This is a genomic window from Bradyrhizobium sp. McL0615, from assembly GCF_049993905.1.
Lineage (GTDB): Bacteria > Pseudomonadota > Alphaproteobacteria > Rhizobiales > Xanthobacteraceae > Bradyrhizobium.
The window spans coordinates 3367980-3391770 of record NZ_CP188254.1; the positions used below are offsets into that span (position 1 = coordinate 3367980).

Consider the following 23791-nt stretch of genomic DNA (forward strand, 5'->3'; position numbering starts at 1 on the left):
GCCATCAATGGACAGCTTTTGAGGTGCCTTGATACCGAATTCGGGCATGCAGGCACCCTGAACAACATTTGGGAGAACGCGCCTCATGACCACCAAAGCCCTCCTCGCGGCCACAGCGCTGGTCGCCATCACCCTTTCGCTTCCCGCAAGCGCGGCTGAACTCACCGTCGGCTTTTCCCAGATCGGATCCGAATCCGGCTGGCGGGCGGCGGAAACCTCCGTCTCAAAAACCGAGGCTACCAAGCGCAAGGTCACGCTCAAGATCGCCGACGCCCAGCAGAAGCAGGAGAACCAGATCAAGGCGATCCGTTCCTTCATCGCGCAAGGGGTCGACGCCATCTTCCTCGCGCCTGTCGTGTCGAGCGGCTGGGACGCGGTGTTGAAGGAGGCCAAGGAAGCCAAGATCCCGGTCGTGCTGCTCGATCGCGATATCGATCCGTCGGGCAAGGAGCTGTATCTCACCGCCGTCACCTCGGACAGCGTGCACGAGGGCGCCGTCGCCGGCGAATGGCTGGCGAAGACCGTGGCCGGCAAGGCATGCAATGTCGTCGAGCTGCAGGGCACGGTCGGCGCGAGCGTCGCCACCAACCGCAAGAAGGGTTTTGACAGCGCCGTCGCCAAGAACGCCAACCTCAAGGTGGTTCGAAGCCAGACCGGCGACTTCACCCGCGCCAAGGGCAAGGAAGTAATGGAAAGCTTCATCAAGGCCGAAGGCGGCGGCAAGACGATTTGCGCCGTCTACGCCCACAACGACGACATGATGGTCGGCGCGATCCAGGCGATGAAAGAGGCCGGCCTCAAGCCGGGCAAGGACATCCTGACGGTGTCAATCGATGCGGTGCCCGATATCTTCAAGGCGATCGCAGCCGGCGAGGCCAACGCCACCGTGGAACTGACGCCGAACATGGCGGGTCCGGCTCTGGACGCCATCATGGCCTTCAAGGCAAAGGGAACGGTGCCGCCGAAGTGGATCCAGACCGAATCGAAGCTCTACACGGCTGCCGACGATCCGCAGAAGATCTACGACAGCAAGAAGGGCCTCGGCTACTGATCGGCCGGCGCCACGCCGCCGGGTCTCGAGCCAGCCCCAGACCCGGCGGCAAAAGCCTTCTCGACGAACCCGCCTCATGAGGCGAACATGCCGGGCGTTCGCGTTGACGCGAACGTCGGTGGGAGTGATGCCGGCATGAATGCAAGTTCCGACCCTGGTCCCGCTTTGTTGGAAGTGCGGGCCTTAAGCAAGAGCTTTGGCACGCTGCACGCCCTGCAGGAGGTGGATTTCACCTTGTGCGCCGGCGAAATTCACGCGCTGCTCGGCGAGAACGGCGCAGGGAAATCCACCCTGATCAAGGCGGTGACCGGCGTGTTCCCGCGCGATGCCGGCATCGTCAGGCTCGGCGGTATCGAAGTTGCACCGCGCTCGGCCAAGGCGGCGGTCGATGCGGGGATTGCGACCGTCTATCAGGAGGTCAATCTGCTGCAGAACCTGTCGGTGGCGCAGAACCTCTATCTGGGAAGGCAGCCGACGCGCTTCGGTCTGGTGCGCGAGGCCGAGATGCGCCATTGCGCCACCGCGCTGCTCGCAGAGTTCGACCTGCATATCGATGTTGCCGAGCCGCTCGGAAACTATTCGGTCGCGGTTCAGCACATCACCGCGATTGCGCGGGCCGTGGACCAGTCGGCGCGGGTGCTGATCCTCGACGAGCCGACCGCGAGCCTCGATCGCCATGAGGTCGAGATCCTGTTCGCTGTGATGCGCAAGCTCGCGCTGCGCGGCATCGGCGTTGTCTTCGTCACGCATTTTCTCGATCAGGTCTATGAGATCTGCGACCGCATCACGGTTTTGCGCAACGGCCGGCTGATCGGCGAGCGGACCACTGCCGAACTGCCGCGGATCGAGTTGATCCGCATGATGCTCGGTCGCGAACTCGCCGAGACGACCAGCGAACGCGCAGCCGCGCATGGGCGGCAGGTCGGGGAGGTTTGCGCGCGCTTCGAAAACTATGGCAAGGCCGGCTATATCGCGCCGTTCGATCTCGCGCTGCGCCGCGGTGAGGTGGTTGGCCTCGCCGGCCTGCTCGGATCGGGGCGCACCGAAACCGCTCGGCTGGTGTTCGGCGCCGAGCGCGCCGACAGCGGCAGCGTGACCATCGACGGCAAGCCGGTCCGGCTGCTATCGCCGCGCGATGCGGTCGCCCATGGCTTCGGCTATTGCCCGGAAGAGCGCAAGACCGAGGGCATCATTGCTGATCTCACCGTGCGGGAAAACATCGTGCTGGCGCTGCAGGCCAAGCGTGGCCTGGCAAAACCGCTGTCACGCGCCGAGCAGGACGAGATCGCACTGCGCTTCATCAGGCTGCTCGACATCCGCCCGCCGGAGCCGGAGCGCCTGATCGGGTTATTGTCCGGCGGCAACCAGCAGAAGGTGCTGCTGGCCCGCTGGCTCGCCACCGCGCCGCGCGTTCTGGTGTTGGACGAACCGACCCGCGGCATCGACGTTGGCGCCCATGCCGAGATCATTCGCCTGATCCGCGAATTGTGCGACGACGGCTTGGCGCTGCTGGTGATTTCTTCCGAACTCGATGAGATCGTGACCTATTCGGACCGGGTGATCGTGTTGCGCGATCGCAGCCACATCGACGAACTGGAAGGCGACGCCATCGACGTCTCCAATATTCTGGCGGCGATTGCCGCGGCAAGCACCGCCGGTGCGGAAGCCGGGCACGCATGATGCCAAGCATTTTGCAAACAAGCCTGCTGCAAAGACTGCTGCAAAACCGCGGCCTTGCCCAGATCATCGCCTTGCTGGTGATCCTTGCGGTCGACCGCGCCGTCTCGCCGCAGTTCTTCGATCTGCGGATGCAGGACGGGCGGCTGTTCGGCAGCCTGATCGATGTCCTGAACCGCGGCGCGCCCGTCGCGCTGCTTGCGCTCGGCATGGTGCTGGTCATCGCCACGCGCGGCATTGATCTATCGGTGGGCGCGGTGATGGCGATATCGGGCGCCATCGCCGCCAGCCTTGCCGACGCTCACGGCCTGCCGCTGGCGCTCGCCGCAGCCCTTGGCGCGGGGCTGTTATGCGGGCTGTGGAACGGCTTTCTCGTTGCGGTGCTCGGCATCCAGCCGATCGTCGCCACCTTGATCCTGATGGTGGCCGGCCGCGGCGTTGCGCAGCTCATTACGGAGGGCCGCATCGTCACTTTCACCGCACCCGATTTGGTCTGGCTCGGCAACGGCGCCGTGCTTGGCGTGCCGGCGCCGGTGGTGGTCGTGCTCGGCATGCTGATCGTTACCGGCGCGGTGGTCCGGGGCTCCGCGCTTGGTCTGTTGATCGAGGCGACCGGCGGCAACGCACGGGCGAGCGAACTGGCCGGGATCGGCACCCGCGGCATGATCCTTGCGGTCTATGTCTGGTGCGGCCTGTGCGCGGCGCTCGCCGGCGTCATCGCCGCCGCCGACATCATGGGAGCGGACGCCAACAATGCCGGGCTCTGGCTCGAGCTCGACGCCATCCTTGCGGTGGTGATCGGCGGCACCTCGCTGTTCGGCGGGCGCTTCAGCCTGGTGCTGGCGATGGTCGGCGCGCTGATCATCCAGGCCATGAACACCGGTATCCTGCTGTCGGGTTATCCGCCGGAGTTCAATCTCGTGGTGAAAGCGGCCGTCGTGCTGATCGTTCTGCTGCTGCAGTCGCCGCGCTTCGCCAATGCCGGGGCCGTGCTGGGGAGGGCCCGCCAATGAGGGGGCTGCCACCGGTCGCGATCACGGCCATTGTCTTCGTCGTCGGCTTTGCGCTCTGCACGGTGCAATTTCCCAACTTCGCTTCCACCCGCGTGGCCGCGAATCTGCTGACCGACAACGCGTTCCTCGGCATCGTCGCCACCGGCATGACTTTTGTGATCATTTCCGGCGGGATCGACCTGTCGGTCGGCTCGGTGATCGGCTTCACCACCGTGTTCGTCGCGCTGGCGATCGAGCGTCTCGGCGTGCCGCCGCTGATAGCCTTTGTTGCGATCCTGCTGCTGTGCGCCGCCTTTGGCGCGGCGATGGGCGCCATCATCCACGTCTTCGACATGCCGCCGTTCATCGTCACGCTGGCGGGCATGTTCCTCGCCCGCGGCGCCAGCTTTCTGATGTCGACGGAATCGACGCCGATATCAGCGCCGCTCTATTCGACGGTGTCGGATTTCGCGCTGCGGCTGCCCGGGGGAGGCCGGATCACGACAATCGCCCTTATCATGCTTGCGGTGGTCGCGGCAGGCGCCGTGCTGCTGCATTTCACCCGCTTCGGGGCCAACGTCTATGCGCTTGGCGGCAGCCGCGCGACCACGGCCCTGATGGGCATACCGGTCGGATCCATGACGGTGCGCATCTACATGCTGTCGAGCGTCCTGGCCGGCCTCGCCGGCATTGTGTTCTCCTTCTACACCGCGGCGGGCTATTCGCTGTCGGCCGTCGGCGTCGAACTCGATTCCATCGCCGCCGTGGTGATCGGCGGCACCTTGCTGACCGGCGGACAGGGGTCCGTGGTCGGCACGTTGCTCGGTGTGCTGATCCAGGGGCTGATCCAGACCTACATCAATTTCGATGGAACCTTGTCGAGCTGGTGGACCAAGATCGTGACCGGAGTTCTGCTTTTCGCTTTCATCGCCCTGCAGCAGGCCATGCTGGGCATCGCCCGCCGCGCCGGTCCCCGTAAGGCAGGAGTCCAGAAATCATGACGTCCCGGCTTGTCGTCATCCCGACGCGGCGCGCCCATTCCAACCACGCCGAGGTTGCCCGCAGCATCGGCATCGACATCATCGCCGGCCGCTACGCCGAAGGCGGCCGCCTGCCGGGCGATGCCGAACTCACGGCGATGTTCGGTGTGTCGCGGCCGGTGTTGCGCGAGAGCGTCAAGACGCTGGTGGCCAAGGGGCTGCTTACCACCAAGGCGCGGGTCGGCACCGTGGTGCGCGAGCGCGGCGCCTGGAACATGTTCGATGCCGACGTGCTGGCCTGGCATCTCGATGCCGGCATCGACCGGCGCTTTCTCAACGATCTCGCCGAAATTCGCCTCGCGGTCGAGCCGCGCGCCGCAGCACTCGCGGCGGGCCAGCGCTCGGAGGCCGATATCGCCGAACTCCGTCGGAGCATGGCGCGAATGCGGGCGGAAGCTTCCGACTCGGTTGGTTTTGCCGACGGCGACCTGGCCCTGCACCTGGCCGTCGCCAATGCCTCCGGCAATCTGTTCATGCGTTCGATCGGCAACGTCATCGAGGCAGCGTTGCGCGCCTCGTTCCTGCTCAGCGCGCCGGTCGAAACGCAGGACCGCGAGACGGTGCTGTCGTGGCACCAGCGCATTGTCGATGCGATCGAGAGCGGCGATGCCGACGCAGCCACCGCGGCCATGATCGAGGTGATCCACAATGGATTGCGCCGTCACGAAGGAACACCGGTATCATCAGGCGCCGCGCCTGCGAGATCCGCGGCAGTCGGGTCTGGAGAGCCATCATGAGCCCGCTTCGCGTCGCCATCGTCGGCTTCGGCAAGATCGCCCGCGACCAGCATGTGCCGGCCATCGCCGCGACTGACGGTGTGGAACTGGTGGCCGTCGCCAGCCGCAATGCCTCGCTTCCCGGGGTACCGCATGCGGCGACGCTCGACGAATTGTTGCGTGACGGTCCGCCGATCGATGCGGTGGCGCTGTGTACGCCGCCGCAGGTTCGCCACGCGCAGGCGGCGATGGCGCTTGCCGCCGGCAAGCATGTGATGCTGGAAAAGCCGCCGGGCGCGACGGTCGCCGAAATCACCCCGCTCGCGGCCGCTGCGCGGGCCGCGCAACGCACGCTGTTCGCCACCTGGCACTCGCGCTTCGCGCCAGCCGTCGAGCCGGCGCGGCAATTGCTGGCCGGGCGGCAGGTCACATCAGTTAAAATTAGCTGGAAGGAAGATGTGCGGGTCTGGCATCCCGGTCAGGCCTGGATCTTTGAGCCGGGCGGGCTCGGCGTATTCGATCCCGGCATCAACGCGCTTTCGATTCTGACGCGTATTCTGCCGCAGCCATTGTTCGTGACGTCGGCCGATCTCGCATTCCCCGCCAATCGCGACGCGCCGATCGCCGCCACTCTCGCGCTCAGCGATGCGCGGGGGCTGAAGATCTCGGCCGAATTCGACTTCCTCCAGACCGGCCCGCAGAGCTGGGACATTGATCTCGATACCGACGGCGGCCCGGTCACGCTTTCCATGGGCGGGGCGAGGTTGCGGGCAGGGCACCAGCAACTCGTCGATGCTGCGGATGCCGAATATGCCGGGCTCTACCGCCGCTTCCGCGAGCTCGCCGCAACCGGCGAGGCCGACGTCGATCTCGCGCCGCTTCAACTCGTCGCTGATGCGTTCCTGTTGGGGCGACGCCGCACCGTCGAGCCATTCGAGGACGAGACATGAACAGGCCGTCTGTTCCTCGCGTGACGCGTTCCCGCTTTGGTGTGCTGCCGGACGGTAGCGACGTCGAGCGCATCGTCTTGCACGCGGCCGACGGCCTGGAAGCCCGCATCATCACCTATGGCGCTTCGCTGCAGGCATTGCTGGTGCCGGATGTTGCCGGAAGCCGCGACGACATCGTGCTCGGTCATGAGACGTTCGAGGGATATCTCGCCCGTCGCCAGTTCTTCGGCGCAACCGTTGGGCGTTACGCCAACCGTATTGCCGGCGCGCGCTTTGTGCTCGACGGCGCCGAGGTGCAACTCACGGCAAATAACGGGGCCAATGCGTTGCATGGCGGGCTTGAGGGTTTCGATCGCCGCAACTGGCGGATTGTCAGGGTCGAGGATGCAGACCAACCAGCCGTGACGCTTGCCTACACCAGCGCCGACGGCGAGCAGGGCTATCCCGGCACGCTGGACGTGGAGGTGACTTGGCGCCTGGCTGGACCGATGGAGCTCCGGCTCGACATGACGGCGCGGACCGATCGCGCCACCGTGGTCAACCTCACCAACCACAGCTTTTTCAACCTGGCCGGCGCGCGTTCGGGCCGGAATATACTCGACCATCATCTCACCGTGGCAGCGGACCATTTCCTCGCCATCGATGCCGGCGCGATCCCGCTGCCGCAGCCGCCCAGCGCGGTCGCCGATACGCCGTTCGACTTCCGCGCCGGCGTCGAGGTCGGGGCGCGGATTCGCAACGACCATCCGCAACTGCGCGTGGGCCGCGGCTATGACCATAATTTCTGCCTCGCGCCGCCAAGCGGCGAGCCTCGCTTCGCTGCGCGGCTCGCCGAGCCTGCGTCCGGCCGCGTACTCGAACTGTTTACCAACCAGCCCGGCTTGCAGGTCTATTCCGGAAACTTTCTCGACGGTTCTACCGCCGGAAAAGGCGGTCGCCTGTATCGGCAGTCCGACGCCATGTGCCTCGAACCGCACGCCTGGCCCAATACACCCAATCGGCCCGACTTCCCGACTGCACGGCTTGCCCCGGGTGAGGTCTATCGCCACACCACGCAGTATCGCTTCACGCATGCGATCCAAGGTCTAAAGCACGGCGTAATCGAGACACAATCCTCGGTAGAGTCGCCTGATGGAGCGGGGCGATGAGTGGCGACTGCGAAATGGAAGAGGTGCCGACCACCGTTCTCTGCGGGGAACGGTGCCATCTTGGCGAGGGCCCGACCTATGACGCCGCCACCGATACAGCCTGGTGGTTCGATATCGTCGAGCGCCGGTTGTTCGAGGCGCGGCTCGATACCGGCCAGACCACCATCCATTCGCTCGGCGTGATGGGCAGTGCGCTTGGGCGGATCGACGCGCATCGTCAGCTGCTCGTTGCTGACGACGGTCTTTATATCCGCGATGCGGCGGATGGGCGAATGACGCTGTTCCGTCCGCTCGAAGCCGACAATGCCGCAACGCGTTCGAACGATGCCCGGGTTCATCCGTCCGGCACCTTCTGGATCGGCACCATGGGCCGTCAGGCCGAACGGGGCCTGGGCGCCATCTATGCGCTGCATCGAGGTGAGCTGTCGCGCCTTTATGAAGGCGTCACGATCCCGAACGCGATCTGCTTCTCGCCGGACGGGACGATCGGCTATTTCGCCGATACCGGGAAGAATACGCTGTTCCGCGTCGACCTCGATGCGTCGACCGGCCTGCCGCGCGGCGAGCCCGTCGCGCTGGTCACCCGCGGGGGCGGCGGCGGCATCGACGGCGCGGTGGTCGATGCCGACGGACTGATCTGGAACGCACGCTGGGGCGGCGGCTGCATTGATGTCTATAATCCGCAAGGCGAGCACTTGCGCACTCTGCGCGTTCCGGCGCGGCAGTCGAGTTGCCCAGCTTTCATCGGGCGGGATTTCTCGCGCCTGCTCGTCACGTCTGCCTGGCAAGATATGAGCGATGACGCGAAGCGCGCCGATCCTGATCATGGCCGCACTTTCGTGCTCGATGTTGCCGCGCGTGGCCGCCCGGAACCGAACGTAAAACTTGCATCGGGTTGATGGAGGAAGACGAGGCGCGCACAAACGCGCGAGAGCGACTGAGTTTCAAGAGCCGCATTCAGCGGTCCGACAATCCAGGAACCATAGATCCTCTGAGATCAAAGGGAGTGAAGCATGACTAGTCTGAAGACCACATTGTCGGCGCTTGCGCTGGCAGCAATCATGGCCGCGACGGCGACGACCGGCGCTTTCGCCCAGGGCAAGGGAACCGTCGGCATCGCCATGCCGACAAAATCCTCGGCACGCTGGATCGACGATGGCAACAACATCGTCAAAATCCTGAAGGAGCGCGGCTACGGCACCGACCTGCAATATGCCGAGGACGACATTCCGAACCAGCTCTCGCAGGTCGAGAACATGGTGACCAAGGGCGCCAAGGTGCTGGTGATCGCGGCGATCGACGGCACCACTCTGTCGGATGTGCTGAAGCAGGCCAAGGCCAAGGGGATTACGGTCATCGCCTATGACCGGTTGATCCGTGACACGCCCAATGTCGACTACTACGCCACCTTCGACAATTTCCAGGTCGGCGTGCTGCAGGCGCAGTCGATCGAACAGGCGCTCGGGCTGAAGGAAGGCAAGGGGCCCTTCAATATCGAATTGTTCGGTGGCTCGCCGGACGATAACAACGCCTACTTCTTCTACAACGGCTCGATGTCGGTGCTGCAGCCCTATATCGACAGCGGCAAGCTGGTGATCGGCAGCGGCCAGAAGGGCATGGACAAGGTCTCGACCCTGCGCTGGGACGGCGCCACCGCCCAGGCGCGGATGGACAACCTCCTGAGCGCGTTCTACGGCCGCAAGCGGGTCGATGCGGTGCTCTCTCCCTATGACGGGCTCTCCATCGGGATTCTGTCTTCGCTGAAGGGCGTCGGCTATGGCAGCGGCAACATGGCGATGCCCGTTGTCAGCGGCCAGGATGCAGAGGTACCCTCGATCAAGTCGATGCAGCGCGGCGAGCAGTATTCGACCATCTTCAAGGATACCCGCGATCTCGCCCGCGTCACCGCCGACATGGTGGACGCAGCCCTCAGCGGCAAGGAAGTAACCGTCAACGACACCAAGACCTACAACAACGGTGTCAAGGTGGTACCGTCCTATCTCCTGAAGCCTGTCGTCGTCGACAAGAGCAACTGGGAGAAGGTGCTGATCGACGGCGGCTACTACAAGCGTTCGCAGTTCGACTAAGGCGAACGGCGGCGCCGGCGATCGCCGGCGCCGCCACCTGCCTCTGTGCGACCGCAGCGAGATAGACAGATGATGGACGTGATGGCGCGATGACCGCAATTCTCGAAATGCGCGGCGTAAGCAAGAGTTTTTCTGGCGTTCAGGCCCTGCGCGACGTCAACTTCACGGTTGAGGCGGGGCAGATCCATGCGCTGGTCGGCGAGAACGGCGCCGGCAAGTCGACCCTGATGAAGGTTCTCAGCGGCGTCTATCCGCACGGCGATTACGAAGGCAGCATTATCTTCGACGGCGAGGAGCGGCGCTTTCGCGACGTGAACGATTCCGAGGCGCTCGGCATCATCATCATCCACCAGGAGCTGGCGCTGATTCCGCTGATGTCGATCGCGGAAAACATTTTTCTGTCGCATCCGCCGCAGCGTCTTGGCGTGATCGACCGCGACACGGTCTACAGCCGGACCCAGGAACTGCTCGCCCAGGTCGGCCTCACCGAGATGCCCGATACGCTGGTGACCGATCTTGGCGTCGGCAAGCAGCAATTGGTGGAAATCGCCAAGGCCCTGTCGAAGAGGGTGCGACTATTGATCCTCGACGAGCCGACCGCCAGCCTGAACGAAAACGACAGCGCGGCATTGCTGGATCGCCTGCTGGCATTCCGCGCCCAGGGCATCGCCTCGATCCTGATTTCGCACAAATTGTCGGAAGTCGCGCGCGTCGCCGACCGGATCACGGTGCTGCGCGATGGCCGCACCGTCGACAGCATCGATTGCCGGGCCGAGCCGGTGGAAGAGGACCGGATCATCCGCAGCATGGTCGATCGCGACCTTGCCCATCGCTTTCCGCAGCGCACCCCCGCGATCGGCGAACCGGTCTTCGCCGTCCAGGACTGGACGGTGCATCATCCGCAGCATCGGGAACGCCGCGTGATCAAGGGCGTCAATTTCGAGGTCCGGCGCGGCGAGGTGGTCGGGATCGCAGGCCTGATGGGCGCCGGCCGTACCGAATTCGCCATGAGCCTGTTCGGCCATGCCTGGGGAGACCGGATCAGCGGACGCGTCTGGCTCGATGGACGGGAGGTCAACCTGTCGAGCGTGGCGGCGGCGATCGATGCCGGCCTCGCTTACGTCACCGAGGACCGCAAGCAGCTCGGCCTGATCCTGGACAGCGACGTTCGGAAGAACATCACGCTGGCAAGCCTCGGCCGCGTGGCGCGACAGGGCGTGATCGACGACATGTCCGAATTACGCGTCGCGAGCGACTACCGCAACCGGATGCGGATCCGCTGTTCCGATGTCTATCAGGTGACCGGCCAGCTCTCCGGCGGCAACCAGCAGAAGGTGGTGCTGTCGAAATGGCTGATGACAGATCCGAAAGTATTAATCCTCGACGAGCCCACGCGCGGCATCGATGTCGGGGCAAAATACGAAATCTACTGTATCATCAACGAGCTTGCCGAGGCGGGCAAGGGAGTCGTGATGATCTCGTCGGAAATGCCGGAACTGCTCGGGGTCTGCGACCGCATCTGCGTGATGAATGACGGCGCCTTTGTCGGAGAATTCGCCGCCGCGGAGGCCACCCAGGAAAGGATCATGCGCGCCATCATGCGCAACAAGGAAATGGACAAGAAGGTACTTCAGGGAGATTTGCGGCCATGACCGACAAGACGGTTGCGCTGCCCGGGCACGCCGGCTTCATCAAGAACAATCTGCGCAACTACGGCATGCTGCTGTCGCTGTTTGCGATCATGCTGTTCTTCCAGGTCATGACCGACGGCACGCTGCTGCAGCCGCTGAACCTGACCAATCTGGTGCTGCAGAACAGCTATATCGTGATCATGGCGCTCGGCATGCTGCTGGTCATCGTTACCGGCCATATCGACCTGTCGGTGGGCTCGGTCGCCGGCTTCGTCGGCGCGGTCGCCGCGGTGCTGATGGTGCACTATCACATTGCCTATCCGCTGGCCTTCCTTGCCTGCCTGCTGGTCGGCGCGATGATCGGCGCTGCACAGGGCTATTGGGTCGCCTATTTCAAGATCCCGTCCTTTATCGTGACGCTGGCCGGCATGCTGGTGTTCAAGGGGCTGGCGCTCGCGATCCTGGCGGGACAGTCGGTCGGGCCGTTTCCGCCGACCTTCCAGAAACTGTCCTCGGGCTTCATCCCGGAACTGTTTCCCGGGGCCGGTACGCTCTATCCCACTTCATTATTGATCGGGGCCGTCTTGGCGGTGGCCCTGGTCTACACCAGCGCGAAGGGTCGGGCGCGGCAGGCCTCGCACGGCATCGAGGTCGAGCCGTTTGGCTTCTTCGTCGCCAAGAGCGCGGTGCTGTTCGCCGCGATCGTGTTCTTTGCCGGCCTGATCGCCTCGCATCGCGGCCTGCCCAACGTGCTTGTCATCATGACGGTGCTGATCGCGCTCTATGGCTTCGTCACCACCCGCACGGTGATCGGCCGCCATATCTATGCCATCGGCGGTAATGCCAGGGCGGCGAGCCTGTCCGGCATCAAGACCGAGCGGCTGACGTTTCTGACCTTCGTCAACATGGGGGTACTCGCCGCATTGGCCGGCCTGGTGTTCGCCGCGCGGCTCAATACCGCGACGCCAAAGGCGGGCGCCGGCTTCGAACTCGACGTCATTGCGGCCTGTTTCATCGGCGGCGCGTCCGCCTACGGTGGCGTCGGCCGGGTCGGCGGCGCGGTGATCGGTGCCATGATCATGGGGGTCATGAACAACGGCATGTCCATCCTCGGCATCGGCATCGACTACCAGCAGGTGATCAAGGGGCTGGTGCTGCTCGGCGCCGTCTGCCTCGATGTCTACAACCAGCGGCGATAGGGCAGGATGAGCTCAGGTTGGGCCGTGAAGACGGGCTATTTGGTGCCCCAATCCTACTTTGCATGGGGTTGTTTTCGATATTTTGAGTTTGGTGCGCTGGCCCGTCAGTCCTGCAATTGCCAGCGGCCAATGACGCGAAACCGCGAGTTCGGAGTTTCCTGGCGGCACAGAGCAATAGCGTCGATCGCGAGCCGGCCGATGCCCGTTGCCGCAAACCTCTCGCGCAGCATCGCCACGACAGGTTCGCGCCGTTCAGCGGGAAGCCGTCCCGTCAGCGTCATGTGGAAGCGAAACTCCTCGAAGACGTAGGGGTAGCCCCAGCGGTCGAGATAGTCGCGCTGCCGCGGCGTCAGCTTGTCGGGATTGCGCCGTGCGCGATCTTCCGGGTTGAGCGGAGCCCGGAACGGATCGAACGCCTTGGTCGCTTCAGCGGCGAGCAGTTCGAGCTCTGCTGAAGGCTCGGCCGGGATCACCGCGATGAAACCACTGATCGAATCGACGACCGGCTGGATCACCGGCACGGGCCGGGCCAGATCGGCGAACAATTCGCATGCCGCGGCAAGCTGTGCCTCGGCCTTGCCGTCGGCCAGTGCCATCGGCGCCTTCAGCGTGGCGTGAAAGCCGTATTTGCGCGGATCCTGCGTCAGGTCGCGCCAGTCCAATGGCAGCCCATCCGGAAAGGGCAGGTCGTCGCCGCCATAGGCGTCGTACCCGAGCAGCGACGCGCCGAACCGGTCGAGCGCGCTGCCTTGTGCGGCGGTGTAGTAGATTGCGTAACGGGGATAGTTTGCCATCGCGCCAGAATAGGGCCGTCTCACGCGGCTGCAACTGCCTTCCGGGGAGCGACCGACGAGCGGACGAGACGGTGCGCTTCAGTCAGATGCACCAGACGTCCCGCAGCAACGACGGCGACGACGCGCGGCCGCAACGGCACCGTGTCATCGACGAGGATGATGTCGGCGCGCTGTCCCGCGGCGAGCAAGCCGCGATCGGCGAGGCCGGCGGCGCGCGCCGGCGCCGACGAGATCAATTGCCACGCCTCGGCCAGCGGCAGCACGCCGTCGGCGGCGAGACGAAACGCCGCCAGCAGCGGTGCCGGGTAGTAATAGTCCGACGCCAGCACCGAACAGAGGCCCTTGGCGATCATGTCGGAGGCCTTGGTCCAGCCGGTGTGGCTGCCGCCGCGCACGACATTGGGCGCGCCGAACACGATGAAATCAGAGGCTTCGGCGGCGTCGCGGGCGGTCTCCTCGTTGACCGGAAATTCGGCGATTGTCACGCCTTGCGCACGAAAGGCCTGCCGCATCGCCGGGCTTTCGTCGTCATGCGAGAGCATCCGGACATCAGCCGCGCGCGCCGCCTGCGCCAGCCGGGCGATCGACGCCGGCACGTCGTGGCCGCGGCAGACCACACTTTGTACAAGGTCGTCGAACGCCTCATTGGTAAGACCCGTGCGCTCCACCATGCGGCTGCGCTTCAGCGGTTTGGTAAGGCTGGCGACGGTCGAGTCCATGTGGTCGTTGAAGGCGAACAGGTCGACGCGGCCTTCCGACAGCCAGTCGATGATTTCGCTTTCCGCATCGAGATTGTAGGTCTCCTGGCGCAGATGGAAGCGGGTATCGGCGGCGAGCTGCGGCCGCATCTGCTCGATCGCCTCCAGCATTTTCCGCGCGTTGTCGGCGCCGCGAAGGCCGGGCTCCCACGACCAGGTCGTGGCATGATAGACGGTGGTGATGCCGTTGCTGACCGCCTGGCGGTCGCTGTCGATCAGCGCGATATCGATCGGAAAATCGACGCCGGGTCGCGGCATCATTTGCCGCTCGAAGGCGTCGCCATGCAGATCGACAATGCCTGGCAGCACCAGCAAGCCGCCGGCATCGATGCCGGGCGAGCCATGGCTGTTGTCCGTACCCACGGCGACGATCTCGCGGCCGGCAATTCGCAATGTGGTTTCGAGAATCTCATGTCCGAGCAGGGCCCGGCCACCTTCAATGAACAGTTCGGTCACGATGCGGCACTCTGGTTGAATGGATGACGGCCGGATGCTTCGGCCGATTCGTACTTGCCGAGAAAGCCCTCGACATCGAGTTTTCGGAAATCGGGCAGGGCGCGGCGAAGCGTCTCATGGTCCCAGTCCCACCATGCCAGCTCCGCCAGCCGCCCGGCAATGGATTCCGGAAACCGCTGCTTAATCGGCCGCGCCGGGTTGCCTGCCACGATCGCATAGGCGGGGACGTTCTTGGTGACGACGGCGCCGGCTGCGACCACCGCGCCGGTGCCGATCGAGCGGCCGGGCAGGATCACTGCGCCGTGGCCGATCCAGACGTCATGGCCGATATGGACGTGATGCTCGCGCCGCCATGCAAAGAAATCGGCATCGTCGCTTTCGCCCGGAAAATAGCTGCTGGCGCGATAGGTGAAATGCGCCTGCGAGGCGCGCTGCATCGGGTGATTGCCCGGGTTGATCCGCGTCATCGCCGCGATTGAGCAGAATCTTCCGATCGTGGTGTAGCTGATCTGCGCGTCGTTCACGACGTAGGAATAATCCGCCATCGTGACCTCGAGCAGGATGGTCCGCGCGCCGACCTCTGTGTAGGCGCCGAGCTTGCAATCGCGCACCGAGGCGGTGGGATCGACGGCCGGTTCAGCGGAAAGCATCTTGCCGGCCATCGGTGGCGTCCATCAGCAACAGAGGAAAGGTCATTGGCGTCCGCTCGTCTTCGATGCGCTTGATGACAGGATCATGACGGATGCATGACGACCCGCTGCTGTGGACGGGGGTGTGGACGAACGCCGCACCGCAGCAGTCGTGTCACACAACTGTTAGATCGAACCGTTAGCGATGCTCCACGACTGGAATTCTGGAGCATTGCATGCTGGTGGTGGATGGTTTGACGTGTCGGTTCGGCACCAAAGCCGCAGTGGATAACGCGTCATTTTCGATCGCGCCCGGCAGCTTCGTCGGCGTGATCGGCCGTTCCGGTGCCGGAAAATCCACGCTGCTTCGGATGATCAACCGCCTCGCTGAACCTTCCGAGGGGCGCATTCTGTTCGAAGGCGTCGACGTGACCGCACTGCGTGGCAAGGATCTTCGGCAGTGGCGTGCGCGCTCCGCGATGATCTTTCAGCAGTTCAATCTGGTCGGCCGGCTCGACGTTCTGACCAATGTGCTGATGGGCCGGCTGGCGGAAATTCCGTCCTGGCGCTCGCTGACGCAGCTCTGGCCGGAAGAGGACAGGGCGCTGGCGATGTCGGCGCTGGAGCAGTTCGATATGGCTGGGATCGCCGCCCAGCGCGCCGACCAGCTTTCCGGCGGCCAGCAGCAGCGCGTCGCCATCGCCCGCGCGCTGGTGCAGGAGCCCGACATTATTCTCGCCGACGAACCGATCGCCTCGCTTGATCCCCGCAACACCCGGATCGTGATGGATGCGCTGCTGCGCATCAACAAGCATTTCGGCATCACCGTGATCTGCAACCTGCACTCGCTCGATCTGGCGCGAAGCTACTGCGACCGGTTGATTGGCATGGCCGCAGGGCGGGTGGTGTTCGATGGGGCGCCCGAGACGCTGACCGATCGGATCGCGCGCGAACTCTACGATCTCGAAGCCGATGATGTCATGGGCGCCGCGCCCGCGCAGGCACCCGGCGCTGCGGCGATGCCTGAACTCGGCACGGCAGCCGCAGCCTGAGTGTCATTTCTGTACAGGGTAGCCGGTTGCAAGCCTGCAATCGGCAAAGAGGCGTAACCACAACAAGAGGGCTCACCATGATCACCCGTCGTATCGTTCTGGCCGGCGCAGCTGCGCTGGCATTCACCGCTTCAGCCTCGGCACAGGACTGGAAGAGCAAATATCCCGAACTAACATTTGCCGTGGTGCCAGCCGAAAACGCTTCGGGGGTCACCGAGCGCTGGACGCCGTTCGTCGCCTATCTCTCCAAGGAGCTGGGCATCAAGGTCACGCTGCGCATCGCCAACGACTACGCGGCCGTGATCGAAGGCCAGCGCGCCGGCAACATCCATATCGCCAGCTACGGCTCGGCATCGTTTGCCCGCGCCCGCCTGACCGGCGTCAAGACCGACGCCTTCGCCAACGACATCAATGCCGACGGCTCGACCGGCTATTATTCGGTGTTCTTCGTCAAGGCGTCGAGCGCTTACAAGAATATCGATCAGCTGAAGGGCAAGAACCTCGGCCTGGTCGACCCAAATTCGACGTCGGGCAACAATGTGCCGCGCTTCGAACTCGACAAGCTCGGCATCTCCGACGCCGATGGCTATTTTGGCAAGGTCGTCTTCACCGGCAGCCACGAGAACGCCATGCTGGCGCTGTCGCAGGGCACCGTCGATGTCGCCGCCAATCAGTGGACCAACGACGACGATTCCACGCTCGCCCAGATGCTGCACAAGGGCATGCTGAAAAACGCCGACGGGTCGGCGATGAAGAAGGACGATTTCCGGATCATCCACAAGTCGGCCCCGATCATCAACGGACCCTACGCCTACAATGCGGATCTGCCTGCGGATCTGAAGGCGGCGATTGCCAAGGCGTTCACCGAAGCGCCGACCAAGGACAAGGCCGCGTTCGACCGCCTGTCCGACGGCCAGAAGAAAGGCTTTAACCCGGCGACCACCAAGGACTGGGATGGTACTATCGAGTTGATCAAGTTCGTCGATGCGTTGCGTAAAAAGAAGGCGTCCTGATCGATCGGTAGAAACAAATGAGGCCGGGTCCGCGTGGCCCGGCCTTTTTTTTGAATTTGGGCCCGGGCGGAACGCCTTAATGACCTCAGCCGTATCGATCCTTCCAGGCGCGCAACTGGCCGTTCTCAACGCGGCGTATCGCGCCGCGGTGGCGCGCAAGCGGCTGCGGCTTGCGCTGGCGGCGGTGACCTTTCTTGCGGTGCTTGTCGTCGCGGCGTTCGGCGCGGAAGTGAATCTGCGTACCCTGTTCACCTATTTTGGAAACTTCGTCAGCTATTTCGACCGCATTCTGACGCTGGAAGACGGCACCAGGGTGTGGAGCAACCCGGCCGAATGGTTCTGGGGCTGGCGCAAATGGCTGTGGATGTTGGCCGAGACCATTCTGATCAGCTATGTCGGCACCATGATCGGGGCGGTGCTGGCCTTTGCCCTGAACTTCTTCGCCGCCCAGAACACCTCGCCGGCGCCGTGGCTTCGTTTCGTCATTCGCCGCTTGCTGGAATTTGCCCGCACCGTCCCCGGCATCGTGTTCGCACTGATCTTCGTCATCGCCTTCGGTCTCGGCCCGATGGCCGGCGTGTTGGCGATTGCGATCCATTCCACCGGCGCGCTTGGCAAGCTGTTTTCCGAGATCGTCGAAAATGCCGACATGAAGCCGGTCGAAGGCGTGCGCTCGACCGGTGCAAGCTGGCTGTCCTGCATGCGGTTTGCCGTGTTGCCGCAGGTATCGGCCGGCTACGCCAGCTACGCGCTGCTGCGCTTCGAGATCAACGTTCGCGAAGCCTCGGTGATGGGCTTTGTGGGCGCCGGCGGCATCGGGCAGGAACTCGTGGTCGCGATCCGTAAATTCTATTACTCCGACGTCAGCGCCATTCTGCTGACGATCATCGTCACCGTCTTCATCATCGATATCGGCACCGGCTGGTTGCGCGGCCGCCTGTTCGGCAAGGATGCGCGAGCATGAGCCAGTTGCCGAAGCCGGACCGGGAGCAATTGCGGGCGAAATACCCTGATATCTTCGACAGGCCCGCCGCGTCGCGGCTCGCCGTGCCGGCGATGATCGTCGCCGCCTTCGCCGTTTTCATCTTCGGGCTGGTCGACCTCGACTTCTCGCCGGCAAAACTGTTCGCCGGGCTGAGCCAGCTCGGCTGGATCACGCTGATGATGATCCCGCCCGATCCGGGCTCATCCTTGCCGGCCTATCTGTCGGCGCTGGGGGAAACCCTGTCGATCGCGCTGCTCGGCACCACCATCGCCGCCGTTGCGGCGCTGCCGTTCAGCCTGCTGGCGGCGCGGAACATCATTCCTTCGGGTTGGCTGCGCTTTCCGGTGCGCCGCTTTTTCGATTCCATCCGCGGTGTCGACACGCTGATCTGGGCGCTGGTGTGGATCAACGTCGTTGGCCTCGGCCCGTTCGCCGGTGTGCTCGCGATCGCGCTGTCCGACTTCGGGGCGTTCGGCAAATTGTTTTCGGAGGCCATCGAAGCGGCCGACAGGAAGCAGGTCGAGGGGATCAGGGCTTCCGGCGGCAATGCGCTGCATGAAATACGCTTCGGCCTGATGCCCCAGGTGCTGCCTGTCATCGCGGGGCAGGTGCTCTATTTCATCGAATCGAATACGCGCTCAGCGACGATCATCGGAATCGTCGGCGCTGGCGGCATCGGTCTGCAGCTGGCCGAGCAGATCCGCGTGCTTGAGTGGCAGAAAGTGTCGTTCCTGATCCTGATGATTCTGGTTGCGGTGGCCGCGATCGACTGGATCTCGGGCAAGCTGCGTTTCGCCATCATCGGACAGCGGGCAATCGCGTGAGATCCGTAGGGTGGGCAAAGGCGCGTTAGCGCCGTGCCCACCGTTTCTCGGTAGGTTCTCGTCGTCTGTGGTGGGCACGCTTCGCTTTGCCCACCCTACAAACCATTCTCCACCAAGAACTCCACACGCTCCGCGGCAAAGCGAGAGCGCTTGGTTGTCAGCGGCTCGCCTGCGGTATCGACGTCGGTGCTGTCGACCACGAGCACGGGACGTCCGAGCGCGAGGTCCAGCCGCGCGGCGTCGGTTGCGTCGACGATGCCGGCGGTGATCCGGGTCGACGCGCGGCGAAAATCCCGGATGCCGTAATGCGCGACCAGCTTGGTCATCGAGCGGACATTGGCGAACACTTTCCCCGCATCAGGGAAGCGTTCGGCCGAAAGCCAGGTGGTGCTGATGCAGATCGGCGTGCGATCGGCCAGCCGTACCGATTCGATCCGGACCAGCGGCGCCCCGGTCTTCAGTCCGAGTTCCCGGGCCAACTCGCGCGTGGCTTCTTCCTCGGTCGCGTCGATGAATTGGCCGCGCGGTTCCCGGCCGCCGGCGCCGACGATTTCGGAAAACCGCGTTCGTGAGCGCAGGGGATAGGCGATGCGCCGGGTCTCGACATAGGTGCCGCTGCCGCGTTCGGCGCGCACCAGGCCGCGTTCGGCGAGCGCGGCAAGCGCGCGCCGTACGGTATGGCGGTTGACCCGATAGGTCTCGGCGATCTCCATCTCGCCCGGCAGCTTTTCGCCGGCGGCAAAGCGGCCGTCCGCGATGCCGCGCTCGATGCCGTCGGCGACCTGCCGCCACAGCGCAACGCCGGAGGCGGCGTCCTGAATGCTCATGTCGCGATATCCGCCATTGGAGAAATATCACCTCGTTGTCACGAAATCGTCATGGCGTTTCGGTATCGAGTTGTCTAGTATCATAGACAACTTGATTCAGGCAAGGTCGATGTGATGGCAGGCAAAGAAAGTCACGGGCAAGCCCGGCGCAAGGCTGCGATGGCGGTGCTGGCCCACGCCGAGGCCACAGACATTGCCTGTTATCTCGAGGCGATTGCGTTGCCGGCGCACGAAGACCTGCGCGAGCCCGAAAATGGCCTGGTCATGGTGCGCGGTCGCGTCGGCGGCGACGGCGCGCCATTCAATCTCGGAGAAGCCACGGTTTCGCGCGCGGCGGTGCGGCTTTCGACCGGAGAAGTCGGCTTCGGCTACACGCTCGGCCGCAACCGTCACAAGGCGAAGCTGATCGCGCTGTGCGACGCCATGGTGCAGTCGGATGAATTCGCGGCCACGGTTGAAGCCGGGGTGATCGCACCGCTGCGTGCGGCGACGATCGAAAAGCGAAACCGCAGGTCGGCAGAGGCCGCGGCGACACGGGTCGATTTCTACACACTGGTACGGGGTGAGGGCTGAGATGACGAGCGTTGCCGAATTACCCGGGGGATTTGCCGACAAGGTGCTGTCGGCGCAATCGACCTTTCGTTCCGTCATGGATGCGATGGCGCGGCCGGGTAGCATTCAATGTATCGCGTCCACGGCTGGCACACCGGTCGGGATGATGCGCGGCGCGGCCGCCATAGCGCTGACCCTGTTCGACCACGATACGCCGGTCTGGCTCGATGGCCAGATGTCGGCGACGGCGGATGTCGCCAAATGGCTCAAGTTCCATACCAGCGCGCCAGTCGTTGCGGATTCGTCGATTGCCAATTTTGCGCTGATAGGCGATCCGCAGAGCCTGCCGGCGCTCGATCGCTTCGCGTTCGGCAGCAATGAATATCCGGACCGTTCGACGACGCTGGTTCTGCAGGTCGAAAGCTTGACGGATGGCCCCGTTGTCGAGCTGCAGGGCCCTGGCATCGACGGCTCGGCGGCGTTCCGCGCTTCAATTCAGCCGCGAGATCTGTTCGAGCGGCTGGCCATCAATGCCACACTGTTTCCGCGCGGCATCGACGTCGTGCTGGTTCATGACGATTCCATCGTCGCCATACCGCGCACGACGCGGCTCGTGAGGGGAGGCTGAGCATGTATGTTTCCGTCAAGGGAGGCGAACGCGCCATCGAGAACGCCCACCGCCTGCTGGCGCATGAGCGGCGCGGCGACCGTGATGTTCCCGAACTGTCACTGGCCCAGATCTCCGAGCAGCTTACGCTCGGCGTCGACCGGGTCATGACCGAGGGTTCGCTGTACGACCGCGAATTGGCGGCGCTCGCCATCAAGCAGGCGCGTGGCGACCTGATCGAGGCGATCTTCCTGGTGCGCGCGTTCCGCGCCACGCTGCCGCGCTTTGGCGCGACAGAGCCGGTCGACACCGGCGCGATGCAGGTGCGCCGCCGGGTTTCCTCGACCTTCAAGGATATTCCGGGCGGGCAAATTCTCGGGCCCACCTTCGACTACACCCATCGTCTGCTCGATCCGCAACTCGCCGAGGGTTTCGAGCCCGATACGCCTGCCGCCGGTGAAGCGTCTACCGCGGCGACCCCGCGCGTGACCGACATTCTGGGCCGCGACGGCCTGATCGAGCCGTCGCCGATCGCGGATGCCGACGCGCCCGTCGGTGACCTGACGCGCGAGCCGCTCAATTTCCCGGCGGACCGCGATTTGCGCCTGCAAAACCTGGCGCGCGCCGATGAAGGCTTCCTGCTGGCGCTCGGCTATTCCTCGCAACGCGGCTATGGCCGCAACCACCCCTTCGCCGGCGAGATCCGGTTCGGCGAGGTGGAGGTCGAGTTCATGGCCGAGGATGCCGGCTTTGCCGTTCCGCTCGGCGCGATCGCGCTGACCGAATGCCAGATGGTCAACCAGTTCAAGGGATCGGCGACCGAAGCGCCGTGTTTTACGCGCGGCTATGGCTTGGCGTTCGGACAGAGCGAGCGCAAGACCATGTCGATGGCGCTGGTCGATCGCAGCCTGCGCGCCCGTGAGCTTGGCGAGGAGGTGATCGCGCCCGGCCAGGACGAGGAGTTCGTGATGTCTCATTCGGACAATGTGCAGGCGACCGGCTTCGTCGAACATCTCAAGCTGCCGCATTACGTCGACTTCCAGTCCGAACTCGGCCTGCTGCGCAAATTGCGCAAGGAGTTCGCCGAGGCGAACGAGACACCGCCGATGCGGGAGGCAGCCGAATGAACGCGCCGACTTACAATTTCGCCTATCTCGACGAGCAGACAAAGCGGATGATCCGCCGCGCCATCCTGAAGGCGATCGCGATTCCCGGCTATCAGGTGCCGTTCGCCAGCCGCGAGATGCCGATGCCCTATGGCTGGGGCACCGGTGGCGTCCAGGTGACGGCCGCGATCCTCGGGCCGGATGACGTGCTGAAGGTGATCGACCAGGGTTCGGACGACACCACCAATGCGATCTCGATCCGAAAGTTCTTCGGCAAGACGGCCGGCGTCGCAACGACGACGGCTACGGCGGATGCCACCGTGATCCAGACCCGCCACCGGATTCCCGAGGCACCGCTGCATGCCGGGCAGGTGCTGGTCTATCAGGTGCCGATTCCGGAGCCGCTGCGGTTCCTGGAGCCCCGCGAGACCGAGACGCGGCGCATGCATGCGCTCGGCGAATATGGCCTGATGCACGTCAAGCTGTACGAAGACATTGCGCGCTTCGGCCATATCGCGACCTCCTATGCGTATCCTGTGAAGGTGAACGCGCGCTATGTGATGGACCCGTCGCCGACGCCGAAATTCGACAATCCAAAGATGGACAATTGTCCGGCGCTGCAACTGTTCGGCGCTGGGCGCGAAAAGCGCATCTACGCGATCCCGCCGCACACCGACGTGGTATCGCTCGATTTCGAGGATCACCCGTTCACGCGCTACCGCTTCGACGCACCCTGCGCGCTGTGTGGCGCCGGCGATTCCTATCTCGACGAAATCGTCACCGACGACAAGGGCGGACGGATGTTCGTCTGTTCCGACACCGATTATTGCGAGGCGCGCCAGCAGGCCGGGCATCGCGGTAGCGAGAGCGCCGCACCACACAAGGAGAGGGCGCATGGCTGAGCGGAGAGACACCCTGCAGGACGACGAGCCGCTGCTGGTCGCAGATCACCTCGGCAAGAACTACGGCCGGCTGACCGCCTGCCGCGACGTCTCCTTTGCGCTCTATTCCGGCGAGGTGCTGGCGGTCGTCGGCGAGTCCGGGTCGGGAAAGTCCACACTGCTGCAATTGTTGTCCGCGCAGCTCGCGCCGAGCGCCGGGCGGGTGTCGTACCGGATGCGGGACGGCGTGTTGCGCGATCTGGCCGCGTTGGGCGAGGCCGAGCGGCGTTTTCTGTTCCGCACCGACTGGGGCTTTGTGCATCAGGACCCCGCGCTGGGCCTGCGGATGGCGGTCTCGGCCGGCGCCAATGTCGGCGAACGGCTGATGGCGGTGGGCTGGAATCACTACGGCCGCATCCGCGATACCGCCTCGTCCTGGCTGGAGCGCGTCGAGATCGATACCGCGCGCATCGACGATGCGCCGCGGACCTATTCCGGCGGCATGCGGCAGCGGCTGCAGATCGCGCGCAATCTGGTCACCGAACCGCGGCTGGTATTCATGGACGAGCCGACCGGCGGGCTCGACGTATCGGTGCAGGCGCGGCTGCTTGATCTGATGCGCAATCTTGTCAGCGAGCTCGGCCTTGCCGCCATCGTCGTCACCCATGATCTCGCCGTGGCGCGGCTGCTGTCGCATCGCGTGATGGTGATGAAGGGCGGCCGGGTTATCGAGACCGGCCTGACCGACCAGGTGCTCGACGACCCCCGCGAGCCCTACACCCAACTGCTTGTTTCCTCGATTTTGCCGGTATGAGC

At 64.4% G+C, this 23791-nt stretch carries 24 protein-coding genes; 20 read left to right on the forward strand and 4 right to left on the reverse strand.

Going from position 1 to position 23791, the window contains the following annotated elements; all coding sequences use genetic code 11:
* The first annotated feature begins 85 nt into the window (after window positions 1–85).
* From ytfQ to mmsB, 11 genes are all read left to right on the forward strand, one after another.
* Window positions 86–1051 (forward strand): galactofuranose ABC transporter, galactofuranose-binding protein YtfQ, encoded by a 966-nt coding sequence (ytfQ, locus tag ACPPVP_RS15920; protein ID WP_426535848.1) that lies wholly within the window; start codon window positions 86–88, stop codon window positions 1049–1051.
* A gap of 135 nt (window positions 1052–1186) precedes the next feature.
* Window positions 1187–2731 (forward strand): sugar ABC transporter ATP-binding protein, encoded by a 1545-nt coding sequence (locus tag ACPPVP_RS15925; RefSeq protein WP_426535850.1) that lies wholly within the window; start codon window positions 1187–1189, stop codon window positions 2729–2731.
* Entirely contained in the window at window positions 2731–3741 is a 1011-nt protein-coding gene (locus tag ACPPVP_RS15930; RefSeq protein WP_426537872.1) for an ABC transporter permease, read from the forward strand. Before ACPPVP_RS15925 ends, ACPPVP_RS15930 begins: the two co-directional genes overlap by 1 nt.
* Window positions 3738–4721: a galactofuranose ABC transporter, permease protein YjfF gene (gene yjfF / locus ACPPVP_RS15935; protein ID WP_426535852.1), complete on the forward strand. Its 984-nt coding sequence runs from the start codon at window positions 3738–3740 to the stop codon at window positions 4719–4721. Before ACPPVP_RS15930 ends, yjfF begins: the two co-directional genes overlap by 4 nt.
* Window positions 4718–5497 (forward strand): FadR/GntR family transcriptional regulator, encoded by a 780-nt coding sequence (locus ACPPVP_RS15940; RefSeq protein ID WP_426535854.1) that lies wholly within the window; start codon window positions 4718–4720, stop codon window positions 5495–5497. The genes yjfF and ACPPVP_RS15940 overlap by 4 nt, the downstream gene beginning before the upstream one ends.
* Window positions 5494–6426 carry a Gfo/Idh/MocA family protein gene (locus tag ACPPVP_RS15945; RefSeq protein WP_426535856.1) on the forward strand — a complete coding sequence of 311 codons (933 nt, stop codon included), beginning with the start codon at window positions 5494–5496 and terminating at the stop codon, window positions 6424–6426. The genes ACPPVP_RS15940 and ACPPVP_RS15945 overlap by 4 nt, the downstream gene beginning before the upstream one ends.
* A complete protein-coding gene (locus ACPPVP_RS15950) occupies window positions 6423–7574 on the forward strand; it encodes an aldose epimerase family protein (RefSeq protein WP_426535858.1) in 1152 nt (383 codons plus the stop codon). Before ACPPVP_RS15945 ends, ACPPVP_RS15950 begins: the two co-directional genes overlap by 4 nt.
* A gap of 14 nt (window positions 7575–7588) precedes the next feature.
* Entirely contained in the window at window positions 7589–8473 is an 885-nt protein-coding gene (locus tag ACPPVP_RS15955; protein WP_426537874.1) for an SMP-30/gluconolactonase/LRE family protein, read from the forward strand.
* Between the two features lie 114 nt (window positions 8474–8587).
* The gene (gene chvE / locus ACPPVP_RS15960; protein WP_426535860.1) at window positions 8588–9661 is read left to right on the forward strand and encodes a multiple monosaccharide ABC transporter substrate-binding protein; all 1074 of its coding nucleotides are present in this window, start codon (window positions 8588–8590) and stop codon (window positions 9659–9661) included.
* Window positions 9662–9750: 89 nt separating this feature from the next.
* On the forward strand, window positions 9751–11313 hold the full coding sequence (gene mmsA, locus ACPPVP_RS15965) for a multiple monosaccharide ABC transporter ATP-binding protein (protein ID WP_426535864.1): 1563 nt from the start codon (window positions 9751–9753) through the stop codon (window positions 11311–11313).
* Window positions 11310–12491 (forward strand): multiple monosaccharide ABC transporter permease, encoded by a 1182-nt coding sequence (mmsB, locus tag ACPPVP_RS15970; protein ID WP_426535866.1) that lies wholly within the window; start codon window positions 11310–11312, stop codon window positions 12489–12491. Before mmsA ends, mmsB begins: the two co-directional genes overlap by 4 nt.
* Window positions 12492–12595: 104 nt before the next feature.
* On the opposite strand, the gene ACPPVP_RS15975 is transcribed toward mmsB, so the two are convergent.
* From ACPPVP_RS15975 to ACPPVP_RS15985, 3 genes are read right to left on the reverse strand one after another with little or no spacing between them, the layout of a single operon-like run.
* Entirely contained in the window at window positions 12596–13285 is a 690-nt protein-coding gene (locus ACPPVP_RS15975) for a DUF1045 domain-containing protein (RefSeq protein WP_426537876.1), read from the reverse strand.
* A gap of 20 nt (window positions 13286–13305) precedes the next feature.
* Window positions 13306–14499: an alpha-D-ribose 1-methylphosphonate 5-triphosphate diphosphatase gene (locus tag ACPPVP_RS15980; RefSeq protein WP_426535868.1), complete on the reverse strand. Its 1194-nt coding sequence runs from the start codon at window positions 14497–14499 to the stop codon at window positions 13306–13308.
* The gene (locus ACPPVP_RS15985; RefSeq protein WP_426535870.1) at window positions 14496–15161 is read right to left on the reverse strand and encodes a DapH/DapD/GlmU-related protein; all 666 of its coding nucleotides are present in this window, start codon (window positions 15159–15161) and stop codon (window positions 14496–14498) included. The genes ACPPVP_RS15980 and ACPPVP_RS15985 overlap by 4 nt, the downstream gene beginning before the upstream one ends.
* 203 nt (window positions 15162–15364) lie before the next feature.
* Here ACPPVP_RS15985 and phnC point away from each other — a divergent pair, with 203 nt between their 5' ends.
* From phnC to phnE (ACPPVP_RS16005), 4 genes are all read left to right on the forward strand, one after another.
* Entirely contained in the window at window positions 15365–16180 is an 816-nt protein-coding gene (gene phnC / locus ACPPVP_RS15990; protein WP_426535872.1) for a phosphonate ABC transporter ATP-binding protein, read from the forward strand.
* A gap of 77 nt (window positions 16181–16257) precedes the next feature.
* Window positions 16258–17193, forward strand: a complete 936-nt coding sequence (gene phnD, locus ACPPVP_RS15995; protein WP_426535874.1) for a phosphonate ABC transporter substrate-binding protein — start codon at window positions 16258–16260, stop codon at window positions 17191–17193.
* A gap of 79 nt (window positions 17194–17272) precedes the next feature.
* A complete protein-coding gene (gene phnE / locus ACPPVP_RS16000; RefSeq protein WP_426535876.1) occupies window positions 17273–18157 on the forward strand; it encodes a phosphonate ABC transporter, permease protein PhnE in 885 nt (294 codons plus the stop codon).
* Window positions 18154–19002: a phosphonate ABC transporter, permease protein PhnE gene (gene phnE, locus ACPPVP_RS16005; RefSeq protein WP_426535878.1), complete on the forward strand. Its 849-nt coding sequence runs from the start codon at window positions 18154–18156 to the stop codon at window positions 19000–19002. The genes phnE (ACPPVP_RS16000) and phnE (ACPPVP_RS16005) overlap by 4 nt, the downstream gene beginning before the upstream one ends.
* Window positions 19003–19097: 95 nt before the next feature.
* Here phnE (ACPPVP_RS16005) and phnF read toward each other — a convergent pair whose 3' ends face one another.
* Window positions 19098–19829 carry a phosphonate metabolism transcriptional regulator PhnF gene (gene phnF / locus ACPPVP_RS16010; RefSeq protein ID WP_426535880.1) on the reverse strand — a complete coding sequence of 244 codons (732 nt, stop codon included), beginning with the start codon at window positions 19827–19829 and terminating at the stop codon, window positions 19098–19100.
* Window positions 19830–19988: 159 nt separating this feature from the next.
* Between phnF and phnG the strand changes: the two genes are divergently transcribed.
* From phnG to phnK, 5 genes are read left to right on the forward strand one after another with little or no spacing between them, the layout of a single operon-like run.
* Window positions 19989–20402, forward strand: coding sequence for a phosphonate C-P lyase system protein PhnG (gene phnG / locus ACPPVP_RS16015; RefSeq protein WP_426535882.1), 414 nt, complete (start codon window positions 19989–19991; stop codon window positions 20400–20402).
* Window position 20403: 1 nt separating this feature from the next.
* A complete protein-coding gene (gene phnH, locus ACPPVP_RS16020; RefSeq protein WP_426535883.1) occupies window positions 20404–21009 on the forward strand; it encodes a phosphonate C-P lyase system protein PhnH in 606 nt (201 codons plus the stop codon).
* A gap of 2 nt (window positions 21010–21011) precedes the next feature.
* On the forward strand, window positions 21012–22115 hold the full coding sequence (locus ACPPVP_RS16025) for a carbon-phosphorus lyase complex subunit PhnI (RefSeq protein WP_426535885.1): 1104 nt from the start codon (window positions 21012–21014) through the stop codon (window positions 22113–22115).
* Complete coding sequence (locus tag ACPPVP_RS16030; RefSeq protein WP_426535887.1) at window positions 22112–22996, forward strand: alpha-D-ribose 1-methylphosphonate 5-phosphate C-P-lyase PhnJ; 885 nt, start codon at window positions 22112–22114, stop codon at window positions 22994–22996. Before ACPPVP_RS16025 ends, ACPPVP_RS16030 begins: the two co-directional genes overlap by 4 nt.
* Window positions 22989–23789 carry a phosphonate C-P lyase system protein PhnK gene (gene phnK, locus ACPPVP_RS16035; RefSeq protein WP_426535889.1) on the forward strand — a complete coding sequence of 267 codons (801 nt, stop codon included), beginning with the start codon at window positions 22989–22991 and terminating at the stop codon, window positions 23787–23789. The genes ACPPVP_RS16030 and phnK overlap by 8 nt, the downstream gene beginning before the upstream one ends.
* Window positions 23790–23791 lie beyond the last annotated feature (2 nt).